A 17,330-nucleotide genomic window follows, 5' to 3' on the forward strand; every position below is an offset into this window, starting at 1 on the left:
TGTAAACGCGGAGCGCGACGGGGTGTGAGGTCACCCGCTCGTGGGCTTCTTCCGTGCTGCCGGATCATGCAGGATGACATAGACTTGAATTTCGGTGGCTAGTCCGGTGTGCCACGAGTGCGGAGGTGAGAATGGCTGCGGCGCAGGCATCACGCGTGAAGACCCGCGACAGAATGGTCTTCAGCGCGATCGAACTGATGCGTGAACGCGGGTCTGCAGGTGTCACGATTGATGCGATTCTCACGCGAAGTGAGGCGCCGCGTGGCTCGGTGTACTACCACTTTCCCGCAGGCCGGAACCAGATCATTGCGGAAGCGCTCGAGGGGTCGAGCAAGGCCATCAGCGCACTGATCGAGTCGGCGATCGCGGATGGACCAATCGAGGGTTTGCGCAGGATTCGCGCGTTCTGGGCGCAGATTCTGCAAGCCAGCGATTATCAGGCCGGGTGCCCAGTCGTCGCGGTTATTGCCGGCGGCGGTGAGGACGAACAACAGCACGCCCAGATTGTCGCCGACACCTTCCAGGTTTGGCAGGAAGCGTTACTCGAAGCGCTCGTGGCGGAGGGTGTGGCCCGGGTACGCGCACAGAGCCTGGCCACCATGATTATTTCGTCAATCGAGGGGGCGGTGATCGTGTGTCGCGCAGAGCGGGGACTCACACCGCTCGATAGCGTGATCGCCGAGCTCGAGCAGTTGATCGCGCCCGCGATTGCGCAGACCAACTGACCAAAGTCCCTCAGGTTCAGGGACCAAGGGTCCAGAAATCGTGGCTTCTGGCCGTGACGTGAGCACTTCTTCGCGAGCGATTCTGGTGGGGCGGAGATATCCGCGACCAGTCGTACCGAATGGAGTGGCGATGAGCACCCCACCGAGCACCCCGAGCTACAGCCCAGTGGAGAAGGTGCTGAATGCTGCCGCAGGCAAGTCAGAAACACCTGATTTTGCGGTGGTGCGTGAGGCGCTGAACCGAGCGCGGCGCGCCCCGTCAGTCTGGAACCGGCAGCCATGGCAGTGGCGCTACGACGGTGATCGACTGCACCTTTTCGCTGATCCCGAGCGAATGTCCGGGGTGGTGGACCCCGACAGCAGGCTCCTTCTTGTGAGCTGTGGGACGGCTTTGCATCACGGCATCATCGCGATGAAGGGCCTCGGCTGGGACAGCACTGTATCGCGGTTTCCAGTTCCTGGAAATCACTTACTTGTGGCGTCCATCAAGCTCTCCCGCTCAACCGGTGAGAACGGCGATGAACTGGCGATGTTCCTCGCACTCGATAGTCGACGTACCGAGACGCGCCCGCTCGCGTCACTCGGTCCGCTCTCACCCGTGCCGCGACAGCTCGCGCGTTTCGTGGAGCAGCGTGGTGTGGCCCTTACCGTTCTCGATAGCCAGGGTATTGACTCCATCGCCTCAGCAGCACGCCTGCCAACCCGGTCGGCGCGGCTTTCCAAATGGGGGCTAGAGCCCGACTTCGCGGACGTGTGTGTGCTGACAACGGCTGAAGACACCCCAGAAGCGTGGTTGCATGCTGGTGAGGCGCTGTCCGCGGCTTTGCTGTTAGCGACGTCGCTGAATGTGGCGACGTGTCCCGTGGTGGACATTGAGGAGCGGGCGATGATCAGCGCGGAAGCTGATCGGTGCGGCAGACAGCAACATCACCAGCACCAGGTGGCCAGCGCGCCGAAGTACGCACAGGCAGTCGTCCGGATCGGACTGCGCCGATACCCGGCGTTGCGCAGGTCTCACCGGCGCAATGTTCGGGACGTCCTGCAATACCGCTAAAGCACGGCACCACGCCGCGCAAGTGCCCTAAACCGAAACGAACCGGGCGTATCCTGGGCGAGTAGTTAGACCAGGACGACTGGGCGGTCGGTGCACGATGAAGGAATCACGTCGTTCGCGGGCCGAAGCGGAGGCAGGGTCCGGCGGTGCCCTGAGCTGGGCGGCTCAGGGCGTGACGCAGGGGCTCTCGGTACCAGCGGATGTAGCCCGGCGCTTCGCGCTCGAGTGGGAGTCTCAGAGACAGCCACCTGAGCTGCGCCGCTTTGTGTCCGCCTCTCCCGAGCTGCGCCGACTCTCGCTGATCGAACTCATTAAGGTCGATCTGCATTTTCGCTGGCTGGAGTTTCACCAGCCAAAGCGGCTGAGTGCGTATGTGGAGGAGTTCCCAGAACTGCAATCCGCACCCTTGCCCGCCGATCTGATTGCCGTTGAATTTACTGTCCGAAGACAAGCCGGAGAAAACGTTTCGCTCGGCGAATATCAGCGGCGGTATCCCGGGAATGCGGTGCGGCTGGGGGAACTGCTCGGCGAATCCACGCAACTTCCCGACGACCGAACCACGCAGCAGCCCGGTACGGGCTGGCTCGACGAGTCTGCTACGCGCACTGCCGCGAGCCCTCCACAGAGCGACCGGTCTATCAGCAGCCGAACCGCCACAGCTCCGGGCGGGGCGCATCCGACCCTCGACGATGTCGAGGCGGGCCAGCAGCTTGACGACTTCGACCTTCTCCTGTCGCTCGGCAGTGGCGCTTTCGCGCGTGTCTTTCTCGCACGGCAGCGATCCATGCAGCGGCTCGTGGCCGTGAAAGTCTCGCACGATCATGGGACTGAGCCTCAAACCCTCGCGCAGCTCGACCACGATTACATCGTCCGAGTTTTCGACCAACGGGTGCTGCGCAGCCATAATGCCCGGCTGCTGTACATGCAGTATGTCGCCGGCGGCACGCTGCAGGGCGTGTTGCAGCGCGTCCGGTCGACTCCACCAGACGAACGTAACGGCCGGCTCCTGCTCGACGCGATAGATGACGTTCTGGCCGAGAAGGCGGCGATCCGTCCCAGCGAGTCCCCCGTGCGCATGATGATCAGCGCGATGTCATGGCCGGAAGCGGTTGCCTGGCTGGGGAGATGTCTGGCCCTGGCGCTCGATTATGCGGCCGAGCACGGCGTGCTGCACCGGGACGTGAAGCCCGCGAACATCCTCCTGACCACCGATGGCGTACCTAAGCTCGCTGATTTCAATATCAGCTTCAGCAACGAGATCGCGGGTGACAATCCCGTCTCCTACTTCGGCGGGTCGCTCGCCTACATGTCTCCCGAACAGCTCGAAGCGTGCCATCCCGGACATGGCCGGACACCGGCTGACCTCGACACCCGGAGCGACATCTACTCCCTCGGAGTTGTCCTGTGGGAGCTTCTCACCGGGAAGCGCCCATTCGGTGAAGAGTCGTTATCAGCGGAGACGCAGGTGGCGCTCGGCAATATGCTCGATCTGCGGGAACAGGGAATTGCACCGGAAGCTGAGGCGACGGTGCCGGTTGACTGTCCGGCCACGCTCCTGCGGGTCCTGCGTGTGTGCCTGGCGAGCGACCGTGACGACCGCTGGTCCTCAGGCGCGATCCTCGCGCAGCAGTTCGAGCTCTGCCTCGATCCACATGCGCGCGACCTCGTCGACCCGCCACCGCGAAGCTGGCGTGCACGGATGGAGCGCTGGCTGTTCCCGATCGCGTTCCTTGCGATTGCCGCACCGAATGCACTCGCTGGGTTGTACAACACCACACACAACCACTCGCTCATTATCGGCAAAACGGATGCCGCGACGGAGGCCGCCTTCTGGACAGCCGTGGGGCTCACAAATGGGATCCTCTGGCCGATCGGCGCTGTGCTGCTACTGACCTTTGGCCGACGGCTTCTGGTTATTCCCCGGGGCCTTCGCAAGGGAAAGCAGTACGATCCAGAGACTCTCGCGCATGTGCGAGCGGATACCCTGTTGCTAGGGGACCGCGTCGTAATGGTGATCTTCGGGTTCTGGCTGACCGCCGCGTTCAGCATCCCCATCGGCCTGGAGGTGTCGGGCGGAACGCTTCCGGCCGGTGCGTATCTGCACTTTCTCAGTTCGCTTTCCGTTCATGGGGCGCTGGCAGTCCTCTATCCATTCTTTCTTCTCAATTTTTATCTGGTGCGCTGCATCTATCCGATGTTCCTCAAACACGGTCAGCCAACCGTCGACGATGCGCGGAGGCTGCGGGGACTGCGTAAGCGCTGCATGATTTATCTGCCAATCGCGGCGCTGGTCCCGCTGGCCGGCGTGTATGCGGTGACGTTCTTGTCGCCGGAGGACGTGCAGGAAGTGATTACCGGACTCAGCGTGCCCGCCATGTTCATCATCGTTGCGTTCGTCGTCGCCTACTGGCTGTACCGCTTGATGGAAGACGACCTCCGCGCTCTCGAGCGGGTGGTCGCCTCGGGCCTGCGCACAACGGAGCCGTCGCATCCCACTGAGAGATTGTGATCCTCCCTCCTTGAGCCGTGGGAAATTGATAATCTTTTCGGCATCACGCCCTAGCGGTACTTCGCCGCGCTGGCGTTTACCAGGGGAGATACGATGCGGCGCGAAATCACGACGGGGGCTGTTCTTGCGGCGGGCGCGCTGCTGGTAGCGGGTTGTTCGTCGAGCGTTTCCACAAGCGATCTGGAAGCGGAGATTTCCGCGGGGATAGAAGAGCAAACGGGGGAGGCGCCCGCATCCCTGGAGTGCCCTGATTCTCTCGACGCCGAGGTCGGGGCGACAGTGAGCTGCACGTTCGTCGACTCACTCGACACCGAGTACCGCGTCGAAGCCCGTGCCGCCGAAGTCGATGGCAACGATGTCGACTTCGAGTGGGAGGTCGCGGAAATTGTCACCTATGGGGCGGCCGACCTTGAGCTCGACCTTTCAAGGATCACTGGATTTGACGCCACTGAAGTGTCGTGCGAATCCGAGCTGCAGAACACGGCCGATGCGTCAGTCCGGTGCGTGGTTTCTCCGGATGACGACGAAGAGTTCGCTGCTGTCGCGACGGTGGAGGCTGATGGCGAGGTGTACTGGTCACTCGACGACGACGAGTGACCGGGAGGAATGGCCGGAGTGTCTGTGCCTTGGTTAGGCTGTGAACGAAGTCACAGCGAAATGAGGTCACGTGGAAGAGCCCGGACGGTGGCGTGTTTACGTCGGTGACGCAGCAGGAAGAAGGCGGTACTGGGACTTCCCGGCGAACGTAGCGCGATTGACGATCGGGCGCTCTGAGCAAGCGGATATTTCGCTTGCAGGTGACAGCCAGGTGTCCCGCTTGCACGCGGCGCTCGAGACGATCGCGGGTGAATGGACAGTTGTTGACGATGGATTGTCCCGCAACGGGACCTTCGTCAACGGTCAGCGCATCACAGGCCGTCGCCGTCTGCGGCACAAGGACGTGATCCTTGTCGGCGAGACAGCGCTCACTTTCGAGGACATGCTGGGGTCTACGGGTACCACAACGCGCGTCGGCTCTTCGAGTGGCGGGCTGCCGGTCCTGACGGAAACACAGCGAAACGTTCTCATCGCGCTGTGCCGTCCGTACAAGGACAACGCCTCATTTGCCCGGCCGGCCGCAAATCAGCAGATCGCCGATGAACTCTTTCTCAGCGTTGACGCTGTGAAGACCCACCTGCGCACCCTGTTCGCGAAGTTTCAGGTGGAGGAGTTACCGCAGAATCAGAAACGCTCACAGCTCGCGGAACGGGCGATGCAGCTCGGGGTCATCACCGTTCGGGACCTGTAACGGCTGGCCACGATAGAGCGTCCTTGCCCCAGGGCCGGGCCGGCCAGCGATAATCGGAGAACTCGGTGAACACAGGGCGTGCGTAGACACAGTCGCCGTGCGCGATTGTTGTGGACTGCGGGGGTGCGGCCTGAAAACCGCGTTCGGTCTGGCGTCCCGGCAGATCAAGAAGCCGATTCGCAGTACCTGCCAGCGATACCATCACATCCCGGCCGTGGCCATCTTCGAGGCGCTGCGTGAGTGCCCTGATTATCTCCGCGGCCAGGAAATAGCCTGAGGCATGATCGAGCGCTTGAGCTGGTAGTGCTCCGGGAGTCGCACCATCCGCAGACTCGATCAGTGAGATCCCGCTTGCTGCTTGCACGATGCTGTCGAACCCGCGGCGCATTCGCCACGGGCCGTGCCAGCCCCAGGCGGAAATCTCGGCGCGAACCATCCCCGGGACACAGGGAAGGTCAAAGACCGCCAGCGAACCGGGCCGATAACCAGTGACAAGAACGTCTGCGGCGCTGATAATTTCTGCAACCGCGTGGCGATCAGCGTGTGTTCGCAGGTCGGCTACGGTGCTGAATTTCCCTTGTCCTGTATCGAGATGTTGCCAGCCAATCTCGGGCATGTGGGGCGGGTCGATACGGAGGACTGTCGCCCCCAGCAGGGCTAGCGTCCGTGTGCAGACGGGGCCAGCGATGACCCGCGTCATGTCGACCACTCGAAGGCCTGCGAGACCGTTCAGCGAAGGGGCGCGCAACTGGTCATCGCGTCGCCTGGATTGAACATCGGCCGCAACACTGCCTTGCGGACTTGTCCGCCACACGGACTCGGGACGGACTTGCACCGCGATCGCGCCGGCATCGACGGCAGCCGACTCGATTTCCGCAGATTCGCGACGCCTCAGTTCGCGAGCCAGGCTGTCCCGGTCTGCACGGTCTGGCAAACCGAGCGCCGTGAGAAGACGACCCCTGTGGTGCGGATAGTTCGCATGGGTCCGTACCCAGCCGTCCACGGTCCGGAAGAATCCCGAGTGCGGCGCGAAGGCGCTTACCGGTTTACCCTGCCATTGAAAGAACTGCTCGGACCTGAACGCCGCAGCGATGCGTTCCGCCGACGCTTGCAGGTGTTTCGGCCGAGCGCCGACAACGGCGTTGTATTCGCCCAGTGCGCGTGAAACATCACGGACCGCGTCCTCCGCAAGCTGTCCGACTGGGAGCCGTGCCACCAGGTACGGGTTCACGTGTGAACCGTGGTTGCCGTGTCCTGATCCACCCGCGCGCGTCTCGTCCGGATCCAGAAGTAGCCAGCCCACGAGATCAGGACGCACGTTAGCAGCACTGCTCGCGCGAGGCCGAGGTGATCCTGCGGATACACGACGCCCGAAAGATAGTGGTCGATGAACCCAGCCTGATCAAGCCCTTCCTGCCCTGCGCGTTCCCGTGCCCAGTTCTCGACGTAGGTCAGCGGACAGTACAGCGCAACACCCAGAAGGTTGACGATCACGAGACCGATGACCCAGACGACGGAAATCACGTGGAATGCGAAAGTCTGCGCCCATCGCCATGCAAGGAACCCGCCGAACATGACATAGGCAATAAAGGCAAAGTGCAGCAACATGGTCGCTTCGCCAACGATGCGATAAACCATGCGCACACCTCCCGGGTTGACGCGGCGCCTATGAAGCCCCGCTTTCCATGGTATGTCCGATTCGCCGACTGCCGCCGGACGATCACGTCACCAGGGCGACGGCCGATAGTCCTTCAAGAAGCATCCGTAGAGGTCGGTCCCGTTTTCCCCTTGCACAATCGGGTCGTACACACGGGCAGCGCCATCGACGAGATCGAGTGGCGCGTGGAAGCCTTCTTCCGCGAGGCGCATCTTGGTCGGGTGTGGCCGCTCATCGGTGATCCACCCGGTATCAACGGCGGTCATCAGGATGCCTTCAGCGAGCATGTCTTCGGCGCTGGTCCTGGTCAGCATGTTAAGTGCGGCTTTCGCCATGTTCGTGTGGGGATGCCCGGGTCCCTTGTAGCGGCGTGAGAACTGCCCCTCCATCGCAGAAACGTTCACGACATATTTGCGGCGAGCGGGTGACGCCGCAAGCACGTGGCGCAGCCGCGACACGAGAATGAATGGTGCGACAGAGTTACAGAGCTGAACCTCGAGCAGTTCGAGCGGGTCGACCTCATGCACGCGCTGGATCCAGCTGTTGGAATCGACAAGGTCAGGAAGGAGACCGCCAGCGTCAATCGCGATCCCCTTACTGATGCGCTCAGGAGACGCGGAACCCGCGACAAGGGCGAGCGACGACACCTGTTCGGCAGAAAGTTTGCTGGCGTCGAGGGCCCCGGAGAGCGCGGCTGGATGCAACTGGCTCGGCTTACCGAACGTCACGTGCTCAGGGAGTTGCCCAGGCGGCAGCGGAGCTGACTCTGCATCGGCGAGAGCGCTATACGCACCGGGGGAGCGGCGCACGGTCTGGGCAGCGTTGTTGATCAAAATATCGAGCGGACCGTCGCTGGCCATCATATCGGCGAGGGAGACGACTTGAGCAGGGTCGCGCAAGTCCACCCCGACTACGCGAAGCCTGTGCAGCCAGTCGGCGCTATCCTCCATCGCGGCGAATCGCCGCATCGCGTCCCGCGGGAACCGGGTGGTGATGGTGGTGTGTGCACCATCGCGCAGCAGTCGCAGAGCGATATACATCCCGATCTTGGCGCGACCGCCAGTGAGCAGCGCCCGGCGCCCTGCCAGATCCGCGCGTGCGTTGCGCTTGCTATGCCCGAATGCCGCGCACTCCGGACATAACTGATGATAAAACCAGTCAACCCGCGTGTAGTCCTGCTTGCAGATGTAACACCCCTGCGGACGCAGCAGCTCCCCGGCGGAGTCCCCGAAAGTCGCAGACTTCAGCGCGACGCCCTGAGTTTCGTCATCAATCCGGTTCGGCGACCCTGTCGCCGTGGCGGCGATTATCGACGCGTCGTGGCTCGTCTTGGCATCCCGGGCCTCGACGCGCCGACGGCGTTTGAGGGTTTTGAACATGCGGCCGACAGCACGCTGGACGACCACCGAATCGGGGTGCTCCTTGTCGAGTTCCGCTGCCTGGTCCAGGACTCGCAGGCAGACCGCAAGGTCATCCGGGTCGATCATAAGTCGCGCGCCAGCCATTTCTTTGTCCAGGGAGTGGGCAACCCCCGTGCCCGGGCGTCGATTCTAACGGTTGCATCGTGCGAGTAGCCAGCGGCGTAGCATCGGCGGGAAACACAATGGACGAGAGGAAGCTAGTGAGCGAATTCCGGGATCGCCTTCGCGTTATCGCCGAGTTTCGGGAGAATGAGACGGAGAAGGTCCGTGACGTGCTGTTCGGGCGGCTCAACAGTCGGCTCGCCCGGTGGGAACCAAGTCAGGTGGAACTCGAACTGTCAGTGAAGGAACGCGGCACACACTCGCAGCGGATGGTCCTCGAGTGCTGGATCAGCGGAATGCCGAAGTTCGTGGCGACTTCGACAGAGAGCGAAATCGACAAAGGCCTCGTCGAGGTTCGGGACGATCTGTGGAATCAGATAAACCGTGAGGTGACCAAATCAGAGACAGCACGTAATCGCTGACTCTGCACCACGAACAAAGGTCAGGAACTCTGGGAGTTCCTGACCTTTTGTTTTGAGGTGTCCGAGGGGGGACTTGAACCCCCACGTCCTATACCGGACACTAGCACCTCAAGCTAGCGCGTCTGCCATTCCGCCACTCGGACATCCACGCTTGTAATGCGTGTGCCGGAACAGGCTAGCCCATAATTGGGGCGAACCCAAAATCCGCAGCTCAAGCACCGCGTTTGTGGTCTGTCCCGGTTTCCTAGGGCTGGGGATTCCCCCCTCGTGGCCGCGGAAGCGGGACACCACCGGCACACGATGGTAGGAAAGTGTTGTGACGTCTGACAGGAACTCCGGCCCGAATCCTCCGACGCCTGCTGCTAGCGCATCAGGCAGTGGTGAACAGGCGGTGGCGTCACAAGCGGAAAGTGAAGTCGTCGACCTAGTCTGCCGCCTCATCCAATTCGATACGTCGAATACGGGCGACCCGGCCACCACCAAGGGCGAGCGGGAATGTGCCGAATGGGTGGCTGCTCAGCTTCAGGAAGCCGGTTATGAGACCACCCTGGTCGAGTCGGGCGCTCCTGGCCGCGCAAACGTGTTCGCACGGCTCGCGGGAGCCGACCCCGCGCGTGGGGCGCTGCTGATCCACGGACACCTTGACGTGGTGCCAGCCGAACCGGCCGACTGGAGCGTCCATCCCTTCGCGGGCGCCATCGAAGACGACTACGTCTGGGGACGCGGCGCGATCGACATGAAAGACATGGTCGGAATGACCCTCGCCCTCGCCCGCCAGTTCAAAAGGGAGGGCATTGTTCCGCCGCGCGACTTGGTGTTTGCTTTCCTCGCGGATGAGGAAGCGGGCGGCAAGTACGGCTCGCACTGGCTGGTCGACAATCGCCCTGACCTGTTTGAAGGCGTCACTGAAGCTGTCGGAGAGGTGGGCGGCTTCTCGCTGACTGTTCCGCGACCAGACGGTTCGGAGCGTCGCCTGTATCTATTGGAAACAGCGGAAAAGGGCATCGCGTGGATGAAACTGACTGCGAAAGCACGCGCTGGTCACGGCTCTTTCCTGCACGAAGACAATGCCGTTACGTACCTCGCTGAAGCTGTTGCGAAGCTCGGCCGACATCAGTTCCCACTGGTTTTGACCGAATCGGTGGCCCAGTTCCTGGGAGCGGTGGGCGAGGAAACTGGCCTGGATTTTGATCCAGCTTCGCCGGACCTTGACGGAACCCTGGCGAAGCTGGGGAGTATCGCCAGGATCATTGGGGCGACGCTGCGCGATACAGCGAACCCCACGATGCTGCGGGCCGGATATAAGGCCAATGTCATCCCGCAGACCGCGGAAGCGGTAGTGGACTGTCGTGTGCTGCCGGGACGACTCGCCGCGTTCGAACGTGAAGTTGATGAACTCATCGGCCCGCACGTCGAGCGCGAATGGGTGACGAAGCTGGACACGTACGAGACGACGTTCGACGGAGATCTCGTCGACGCAATGAATGAAGCCCTGCTGTCACAAGACCCGGAGGCTCGTACTGTTCCGTACATGCTCTCGGGTGGCACCGATGCGAAAGCGCTGGCGAAGCTGGGAATCCGGTGCTTCGGCTTCGCTCCGCTCCGGTTGCCGCCGGATCTCGATTTCGCCGCGCTGTTTCATGGCGTCGACGAACGGGTGCCGGTGGACGCTCTGCGCTTCGGGACCAGGGTTCTGGAGCATTTCCTTCGTAATTGCTGACCTCCGCAACACCAACAGAAAGGGACTCTTGCTGTGAGCAATAATCCGTATGCGTCATTGCCCGTCCTGCCGACTTTCGAGCTGACGTCGTCCGATGTGAAGGACGGTGAAAGACTGGCGAACCCTCAGGTTTCCGGCGTTTTCGGCGCAGGTGGAAGTGACGTCTCGCCGCAACTGAGCTGGTCAGGGTTCCCGCCGGAAACGAAAAGCTTCACGGTGTCGGTGCTCGATCCGGACGCGCCGACCGGGTCGGGTTTCTGGCACTGGGCGGTGGCCAATATTCCCGCCTCGGTGACGGAGTTGCCGGCCGGCGCAGGTCAGGAGGACAATTCCGCACTTCCGGAAGGGGCGGTTCAGTTGCGGAACGACGCAGGCTTCCGCGGGTATGTGGGCGCCGCGCCGCCGGCGGGACATGGCACGCACCACTACTACATCGCTGTGCATGCGGTCGCCACGGAGCGGATCGATCTTCCTGAAACTGCGACCCCCGGCTTCCTGGGCTTCAACCTCTTCTCGCAGGCCATCGCGCGTGCGGTGATCGTGGGTACCTACAGTCAGGAGTGAGCGACCAACGCCGAATCGTGAAGCATCGACCCTCCAGGGGAGGGAAGATGCTTCACGATCCAGCGAGTGGCGAGCGATGTTCAGCGCCCACAGCTTCTGCGAGCGACGAGTATCCCTGAGCGCGGAGGCGTTGCGCGATCCCTTTGTTGATACGCCGAGGCCACAGGGGACCGCCGTAGATGTATCCCGTGTAGCCCTGGAGGAGAGTCGCGCCTGCTTCAATGCGTTGCCACGCCTGGTCTACAGTTTCGATTCCGCCCGCGGAAACCAGCGCGATCTTGCCGCCGACGCGGCGGTAGAGGCGCCGCAGAACTTCCAGCGACCGGTCCGCAACGGGCACGCCTGATAGCCCACCGGCGCCCATTTCGGCCACCTCTTCGCCGGGGGTGTTCAGGCCGTTGCGCGCGATCGTCGTGTTGGTGGCGACGATGCCCGCCAGCCCCAGTTCGACAGCGAGGTCCGCGATGGCGTCAATGTCGTCGTCAGAGAGATCAGGTGCGATCTTCACCAGCACTGGGACAGTGACGGCAGCAGTGATTGCCGCAAGGAGGGGGCGAAGCGACTCGACTGCTTGAAGGTCGCGGAGACCGGGCGTATTGGGCGAGCTGACGTTGACGACGAGAAAATCGGACAGCGGCCCCAGTAGTTGCGCACTCGCGATGTAGTCGTTCGCCGCTTCCTCCGGTGGCACGATCTTTGTTTTGCCGATGTTGGCGCCTACCGGAATCGATGTGCGCCGGGTGCGAAGCTTGTTCGCGGCGAAGCCCGCGCCGTGGTTGTTGAACCCCATCCTGTTGATCAGGGCGTGATCCGCGGGGAGCCGGTACAGCCGTGGGGACGGGTTCCCGGGCTGCGGATGTGCGGTGACGGTGCCGATTTCCGCGTAGCCGAATCCAAGCGGCCCCCATGCGTTGATCGCGGCTGCGTTTTTGTCGAACCCGGCTGCGAGGCCGAGAGGTGCGGGAAATGCGACACCGAACGTCGTCGTACGGAGAATCGGATCATGCTGGCTGAGCAGCTTGCCCGTCAGCCAGCGCAGTGGCGGGAGAAAGCCGATCGTTTTGATCATGCCGAAAGCGAACCGATGGATCGCCTCCGGTGGAAGGAGGAACATCACCCTCAGCAGAATGCGGTACACCTAGTTCTCCCTGATCATGCTTATTCGTCTGGGGTGGTCAGCGCGATGCGCTGCACACCGCCACCCGTCGCGGATGACACGTACACGTACCCGCCTGTGCTGTCTACCGCGACCGAGTCGGGTTGTTGCACGGTCGCGAACCGGGCTACTTCGACCGGAATCCCCGTGTCCAGAGCATAGGCGGCGACCTCGTTGAGTCCGGTTTGCGTAACCCAGACGCGGTCCCTCTGAGCATCGTAGGCAATACCGAACGGAGAATCAGGCACCGGATACCGTTGACGAAGCACGAGTCGGTCCAGGGTGTAGACGAGTAACTCACCATCACGGGTGTTGGCCACGAAAACGCGATCTTCACCGTCGGTGACGGCGTTGCTGGCACCGTTGCCGGCACGAAGCGCGAAACCGAGTGTGTCGCGTTCGGGAAACACCTCGATGATCATGCTCTGCCGCCGGTCGATCGCCGCCAGATTCTCACCGGAGGCAATCAGGACATCCGCCGAAACGAGGCCGGTGACCGGGCGTTCGCCGTCTTCTCCAGCGAAAACCTGGCCGCGAGCTGTTCCTGCCGCGATTGTCCCGTCAGGCCGGGAGACCGCTGCTGTCCAGTCTGCGGTGATTCCACTTGGGGATGCCAGCCGCACCTCGCCGTTCTCGAGGCTGACGACCGCGATATCGCTTCCTGCCGCCGTAATTGCGTTGCCGGAACCATCGAGAGTCAGGCTGGTCCCAGGACCAGGGAGGGGGACCCGAGTCGCTTCACTCATCGGGTCTTGGGTCGACCCCGGAAAATAAAGGAGCTCGTCATCCACGAGCACAACAATCGAATTGGTGGCCTCGTCAAAGGCGGTCGCGGTCACCGACAGGTCAAGGGGAAGGACCTCTCCGTCGGGTTCAACCGACGTAACAGGAGACTCCGCGGCCGTAGCCGGGGGCACGACCTGTACGTCGGGCTGCTCATCTGACGAGCATCCCGTAAGCGCGAGCGCCAGGGCCGATGCGAAGGCGACGGAAACAGCCGCGAAGCGCCCAGGGTGCCGACGTCCCTTACAACGCATTGGTGACAACTCCGCCATTCCTCCCGATTCGCCCCAATAAATGATTGGAGGTTGTATCGTTGAATACGCAACTGTGAAGTACGCGCCCACGGCGGTCGCGCTGGCCTCCAGGCTTCGCTTTGTGCGCCGTCCGAAGATCGAGGTGGTTACTTATGTGCACCCGGAGATCGCTATGACAGCTCACAATGCCCCTGTGTTCGTCATCGATGACCTTTCCATCGGTCCGTATGCGCACGGCTTCGGCCAGACACGAGATGGCCGGACTTTCGCATTTCAGGTGCGCGATAGCACCCTCCACCGCAGAACACTTCACGTCGAGGTGTACCGGGCGGATCTCGAGACCACCGTACCTGACACCTCTGACATTGAAGCATTCGTGGATCGTTCGGTGGTCGATGTCGACCTGTGCGACGAACGCAGCATTTCCGCGGCAGTGCGTGACGCCGTTGCTGAGGCTGAATCCATAGCGGCTCATGCCAGCGAAGGCAACACCGTTCGCGCGTTGTTGAGTCGCATCACCTCAGCGATCAGTTAGCTGAACCAGTCAGAAACATAGCTTCAAGATCAGCAAATATCGCCGCATTGAGAGCGAACGAGCTGATCGCTTCCGCAATGAGGGCGTCGCGGTCGGCGGGGGTCAAGGGAGCGTCGTCGAGGCTGCGGCGGTAGGCGTCTTTGAACGGCTTGACCTTGGGAATGGCATCGAATCGATAGAAACGCACCCCGTCATGGGTGAAGCCATATGCGCGCTCAAGTGCGCGACGGATGATCTGGCCACCGGACAGGTCGCCCATATACCGGATGTAGTGATGTGCGATGAAGGCGGCGTTCGACTCATAAGCCACATCCCGGATGCGGTGGGTGTAGTCCAGCGTCGCGGGTACCGGGTCGATCTGGTCTAGCCAGGCCGGCCCACTGAGAAACCGCAGGTCCTTTTCCAGTTCGGGCACGCGCAGGAGCGCCTCGTCGAGAAACGGGCGCACGACAGGATTGTCGCGGTGTGCTGATTCAGCGTCTTCGAGGCTTTGGTACACGAGATAAAGCTGCCCCAGAAGCTGTGTGTAGGCGTCGAGCGGCAGGTCCCCGCGGACGAGCGCGTCAACGAACGGTGACTCCTCGGCAGCGCGGTGCGCTGCGCTCGTTTCAGATTTGAGCCGGGTGTGAAATGCCATCTCGCCCCCACAATGTTCTCGCGCTAAACCAATCTGCGTAGGCTAGCCTGCCTTTGACCATATCTGCTGAGGACGAGAATCAGGGGGTTCCATGACGGCGTGGGCCCACAGCGTCCGTGCTGTATCCGCCGCTGTCTGTACCGTAGGCACACTTGTCGCTGCCGCGGGAGCTGCGTCAGCGGCACCACGTGTCGACGTGTCGCCGGGCACGGCGCTCCGCAGTGGCGACGTCGTCACTGTGGCAGGCAGCGGATTCGACCCGGACGCGGGTTACTACGTGTCCACCTGTATCGCTGGATCGGCGGGACCCGCAGGACCTCGATGTGTGGGTGGCTCGCCGCAGCAGGGCACCTTCATGTGGGTCACGAACAATCCGGAAGCGCCCGGGACAGCGATTCCCCTCAGCGATGCCGGAACCTTTGAGACCGACCTCACTGTGGAAACGACCGGCAACGGCGTGGACTGCAGGGAAGACGAGTGTGCCGTCACCGTCTACTACGACTATGTGAATGGCTTCGGTACCGTGTTCGAAAGTCCCCTCGAATTCACCGCGGCTGGCGCCCCAACTACCGCGAAACCGCCAGGGACGACAGTTCGCGAACCGCTAGGAGTAAACGGAGGCGGTACGGGTAGATCCGCGACTGAGGCCGCTGACGACAGCTCTCCGCTCGCGTGGACAGCGCTTGCTGCGGCTTCGATCTTGATAGTTGCCGGTGGTATCGCGATTCTCACGCGCCGTCGTGCGCGGGGTTAGGCCGCCGGAGACTGGCTCTGTGCGATGCTGCGCACAGTTGAGGAACACCTCGGCGCTCTCGCCCGCGCCGTCGCTCGCAGGAAGGTACGGTACTACCTCATGGAGCTCGGCCTGACATTCGGAGTCGCGCGGTGACGTTCGCACTTGCCCAGGGCGGCGATGCAGCTATCGAGCATATGACGTGGCTTCAGGTGATTGTGTTGGCGATCATCCAGGGCCTTACTGAATTTCTGCCTATTTCGTCTTCTGGGCATCTTCGGCTAGCGGATGAGCTGCTCTTTGGCGCAGATGCGGGTGCTTCGTTCACCGCCGTCAGCCAGATCGGTACTGAAGCAGCGGTAATTGTGTTCTTCGCGAGGGACATCTACAACATCGTGGTTGCCTGGTTCCGCGGCCTCTTCAATCGCGCTGAGCGTGATGTTTTCGAGTACAAGCTCGGCTGGTACGTCATCATAGCGTCGCTGCCGATTGGCGTGCTGGGCTTCATCTTCCGCGACGAAGTCCGGACTGGCGCGCGCAACCTGTGGATCATTTCATCGATGTTCATCTTTGCTGGGCTCCTGCTCGCTGCGGCGGAGTACTGGGGCCGCAAAAAACGACATATGACCGAGTTGCGCATGCGGGATGCCGTGGTTATGGGTGTGGCCCAGGCTGGCGCGCTGGTCCCCGGCGTGTCCCGTTCCGGAGGCACGATCACCGCTGGCCTCGCGATGGGGCTATCCCGCTACGCCGCCGCACGGTTCTCCTTTCTGCTCGCGATCCCCGCAGTGGTCGCCTCGGGAGTGTTCAGCCTGCCGGATGCCTTCAATCCCGCTGGGGACGGATTAGCGGCAAGCGGCATGCAGCTCGTGGTGACGACAGTCATCACCTTCATTGTTGGCTACGCATGTATCGCGTGGTTCCTGAAGTTCGTTCAGCACTATTCGATGTACTGGTTCGTTGGCTATCGCGTCGTTGTGGGTCTGCTCATCATGGGTTTGCTCGCTGGCGGCGTTATCAGCGCGACCTGACGGCTACCCTGGGGCCTTATGACGGTGTTGTTGGTGCGCCATGGCCGCTCCCATGCGAATACGTCGGGCCTCCTTGCAGGCCGGACGGCGGGGGTGAGCCTAGACGAGCGTGGTCAGGAGCAGGCGCTGTCCCTTGCTGGGCGCCTGGCCAGCCTTCCGATTCGCGGTATCGTGTGCTCGCCACTACTTCGCTGTCAGCAAACTGTCGACCCGCTGGCACAGAAACTCGGCCTCGAGCCGCTTCCTGATACTCGGCTGCTCGAGGTGGACTATGGGGACTGGACGGGCAAGCCGCTATCGGAGCTTGTGAAAGAACCGTTATGGGCGGTGGTGCAGCAGCATCCATCTGCGGTTGTTTTTCCTGGCGGTGAGTCTTTAGCGCAGGTGCAGTCGCGTGCGGTGGCGGCGATTCGCGAGCATGACAAGCGGTTGGCGGCCGACGGTGGCGATGGACTCTGGGTGGTGTGCACACACGGAGACGTGATCAAGTCCATTGTCGCCGACGCGCTTGGGCTGCACCTCGACGGTTTTCAGCGCATCATCGTCGAGCCCGCGTCCATCAGCGTCGTGCGCTACACCGAGACGAGGCCCTTCCTGCATCATCTCAATGACACGGGCGCGGACTTCGCGCACCTGAAGCCGCGCGAGTCTGGCAATGAGGGAACGTCTGATGCGGTCGTGGGCGGTGATGTGCCCCGGTGAATGTGTGCGACTCATCCCGTGTCCGATAGGCCGAGCC

At 62.3% G+C, this 17,330-nt stretch carries 18 protein-coding genes and 1 tRNA gene; 12 read left to right on the top strand and 7 right to left on the bottom strand.

All coding sequences use genetic code 11. The features are described 5' to 3' along the window. Nucleotides 1–131: 131 nt before the first annotated feature. The 5 genes from AS9A_RS09390 to AS9A_RS09410 all read left to right on the top strand — a co-directional run bounded on the left by AS9A_RS09390 (nt 132) and on the right by AS9A_RS09410 (nt 5,576). The gene (locus tag AS9A_RS09390) at nt 132–725 is read left to right on the top strand and encodes a TetR/AcrR family transcriptional regulator (protein WP_013806738.1); all 594 of its coding nucleotides are present in this window, start codon (nt 132–134) and stop codon (nt 723–725) included. Between the two features lie 130 nt (nt 726–855). Next, on the top strand, nt 856–1,779 hold the full coding sequence (locus AS9A_RS09395; protein WP_013806739.1) for a nitroreductase family protein: 924 nt from the start codon (nt 856–858) through the stop codon (nt 1,777–1,779). Nucleotides 1,780–1,876: 97 nt separating this feature from the next. Next, a complete protein-coding gene (locus AS9A_RS09400) occupies nt 1,877–4,288 on the top strand; it encodes a serine/threonine-protein kinase (protein ID WP_013806740.1) in 2,412 nt (803 codons plus the stop codon). A gap of 93 nt (nt 4,289–4,381) precedes the next feature. After that, complete coding sequence (locus AS9A_RS22675) at nt 4,382–4,885, top strand: DUF4333 domain-containing protein (protein ID WP_013806741.1); 504 nt, start codon at nt 4,382–4,384, stop codon at nt 4,883–4,885. Between the two features lie 70 nt (nt 4,886–4,955). Further along, complete coding sequence (locus AS9A_RS09410; protein ID WP_013806742.1) at nt 4,956–5,576, top strand: FHA domain-containing protein; 621 nt, start codon at nt 4,956–4,958, stop codon at nt 5,574–5,576. On the opposite strand, the gene AS9A_RS09415 is transcribed toward AS9A_RS09410, so the two are convergent. The 3 genes from AS9A_RS09415 to AS9A_RS09425 form a co-directional block, all read right to left on the bottom strand. Beyond that, nucleotides 5,557–6,807 carry a CoA transferase gene (locus AS9A_RS09415; RefSeq protein WP_013806743.1) on the bottom strand — a complete coding sequence of 417 codons (1,251 nt, stop codon included), beginning with the start codon at nt 6,805–6,807 and terminating at the stop codon, nt 5,557–5,559. The genes AS9A_RS09410 and AS9A_RS09415 overlap by 20 nt on opposite strands. After that, nucleotides 6,804–7,214, bottom strand: a complete 411-nt coding sequence (locus tag AS9A_RS09420; RefSeq protein ID WP_013806744.1) for a DUF2784 domain-containing protein — start codon at nt 7,212–7,214, stop codon at nt 6,804–6,806. Before AS9A_RS09420 ends, AS9A_RS09415 begins: the two co-directional genes overlap by 4 nt. An 87-nt stretch (nt 7,215–7,301) precedes the next feature. Next, entirely contained in the window at nt 7,302–8,738 is a 1,437-nt protein-coding gene (locus tag AS9A_RS09425; protein WP_041450987.1) for an SDR family NAD(P)-dependent oxidoreductase, read from the bottom strand. 98 nt (nt 8,739–8,836) lie between these two features. Between AS9A_RS09425 and AS9A_RS09430 the strand changes: the two genes are divergently transcribed. After that, nucleotides 8,837–9,178 carry a hypothetical protein gene (locus AS9A_RS09430; RefSeq protein ID WP_013806746.1) on the top strand — a complete coding sequence of 114 codons (342 nt, stop codon included), beginning with the start codon at nt 8,837–8,839 and terminating at the stop codon, nt 9,176–9,178. A 58-nt stretch (nt 9,179–9,236) separates the two neighbouring features. Here the strand turns inward: AS9A_RS09430 and AS9A_RS09435 are convergent. After that, a tRNA-Leu gene (locus tag AS9A_RS09435) sits at nt 9,237–9,321 on the bottom strand. A gap of 248 nt (nt 9,322–9,569) precedes the next feature. Here AS9A_RS09435 and AS9A_RS09440 point away from each other — a divergent pair. After that, nucleotides 9,570–10,898 (top strand): M20/M25/M40 family metallo-hydrolase, encoded by a 1,329-nt coding sequence (locus AS9A_RS09440; protein ID WP_041451749.1) that lies wholly within the window; start codon nt 9,570–9,572, stop codon nt 10,896–10,898. 33 nt (nt 10,899–10,931) lie between these two features. Continuing rightward, nucleotides 10,932–11,462, top strand: coding sequence for a YbhB/YbcL family Raf kinase inhibitor-like protein (locus tag AS9A_RS09445; protein ID WP_013806748.1), 531 nt, complete (start codon nt 10,932–10,934; stop codon nt 11,460–11,462). A 52-nt stretch (nt 11,463–11,514) separates the two neighbouring features. Here AS9A_RS09445 and AS9A_RS09450 read toward each other — a convergent pair whose 3' ends face one another. Beyond that, a complete protein-coding gene (locus AS9A_RS09450; RefSeq protein ID WP_013806749.1) occupies nt 11,515–12,600 on the bottom strand; it encodes a quinone-dependent dihydroorotate dehydrogenase in 1,086 nt (361 codons plus the stop codon). 20 nt (nt 12,601–12,620) lie between these two features. Beyond that, complete coding sequence (locus AS9A_RS09455; protein WP_013806750.1) at nt 12,621–13,655, bottom strand: YncE family protein; 1,035 nt, start codon at nt 13,653–13,655, stop codon at nt 12,621–12,623. Nucleotides 13,656–13,827: 172 nt separating this feature from the next. Here AS9A_RS09455 and AS9A_RS09460 point away from each other — a divergent pair, with 172 nt between their 5' ends. After that, entirely contained in the window at nt 13,828–14,190 is a 363-nt protein-coding gene (locus tag AS9A_RS09460) for a hypothetical protein (RefSeq protein WP_041451750.1), read from the top strand. Here AS9A_RS09460 and AS9A_RS09465 read toward each other — a convergent pair. Continuing rightward, nucleotides 14,183–14,827 carry a biliverdin-producing heme oxygenase gene (locus AS9A_RS09465; protein WP_013806752.1) on the bottom strand — a complete coding sequence of 215 codons (645 nt, stop codon included), beginning with the start codon at nt 14,825–14,827 and terminating at the stop codon, nt 14,183–14,185. The two genes, AS9A_RS09460 and AS9A_RS09465, sit on opposite strands and share 8 nt — an antisense overlap. Before the next feature lie 91 nt (nt 14,828–14,918). Here AS9A_RS09465 and AS9A_RS09470 point away from each other — a divergent pair, with 91 nt between their 5' ends. From AS9A_RS09470 to AS9A_RS09480, 3 genes are all read left to right on the top strand, one after another. Continuing rightward, nucleotides 14,919–15,581 (top strand): neocarzinostatin apoprotein domain-containing protein, encoded by a 663-nt coding sequence (locus AS9A_RS09470; RefSeq protein WP_013806753.1) that lies wholly within the window; start codon nt 14,919–14,921, stop codon nt 15,579–15,581. A gap of 176 nt (nt 15,582–15,757) precedes the next feature. Next, nucleotides 15,758–16,591, top strand: a complete 834-nt coding sequence (locus tag AS9A_RS09475; protein WP_041451751.1) for an undecaprenyl-diphosphate phosphatase — start codon at nt 15,758–15,760, stop codon at nt 16,589–16,591. An 18-nt stretch (nt 16,592–16,609) separates the two neighbouring features. Then, nucleotides 16,610–17,293: a histidine phosphatase family protein gene (locus AS9A_RS09480; RefSeq protein WP_041450989.1), complete on the top strand. Its 684-nt coding sequence runs from the start codon at nt 16,610–16,612 to the stop codon at nt 17,291–17,293. Nucleotides 17,294–17,330 lie beyond the last annotated feature (37 nt).

This window comes from Hoyosella subflava DQS3-9A1 (assembly GCF_000214175.1).
Taxonomy (GTDB): domain Bacteria; phylum Actinomycetota; class Actinomycetes; order Mycobacteriales; family Mycobacteriaceae; genus Hoyosella; species Hoyosella subflava.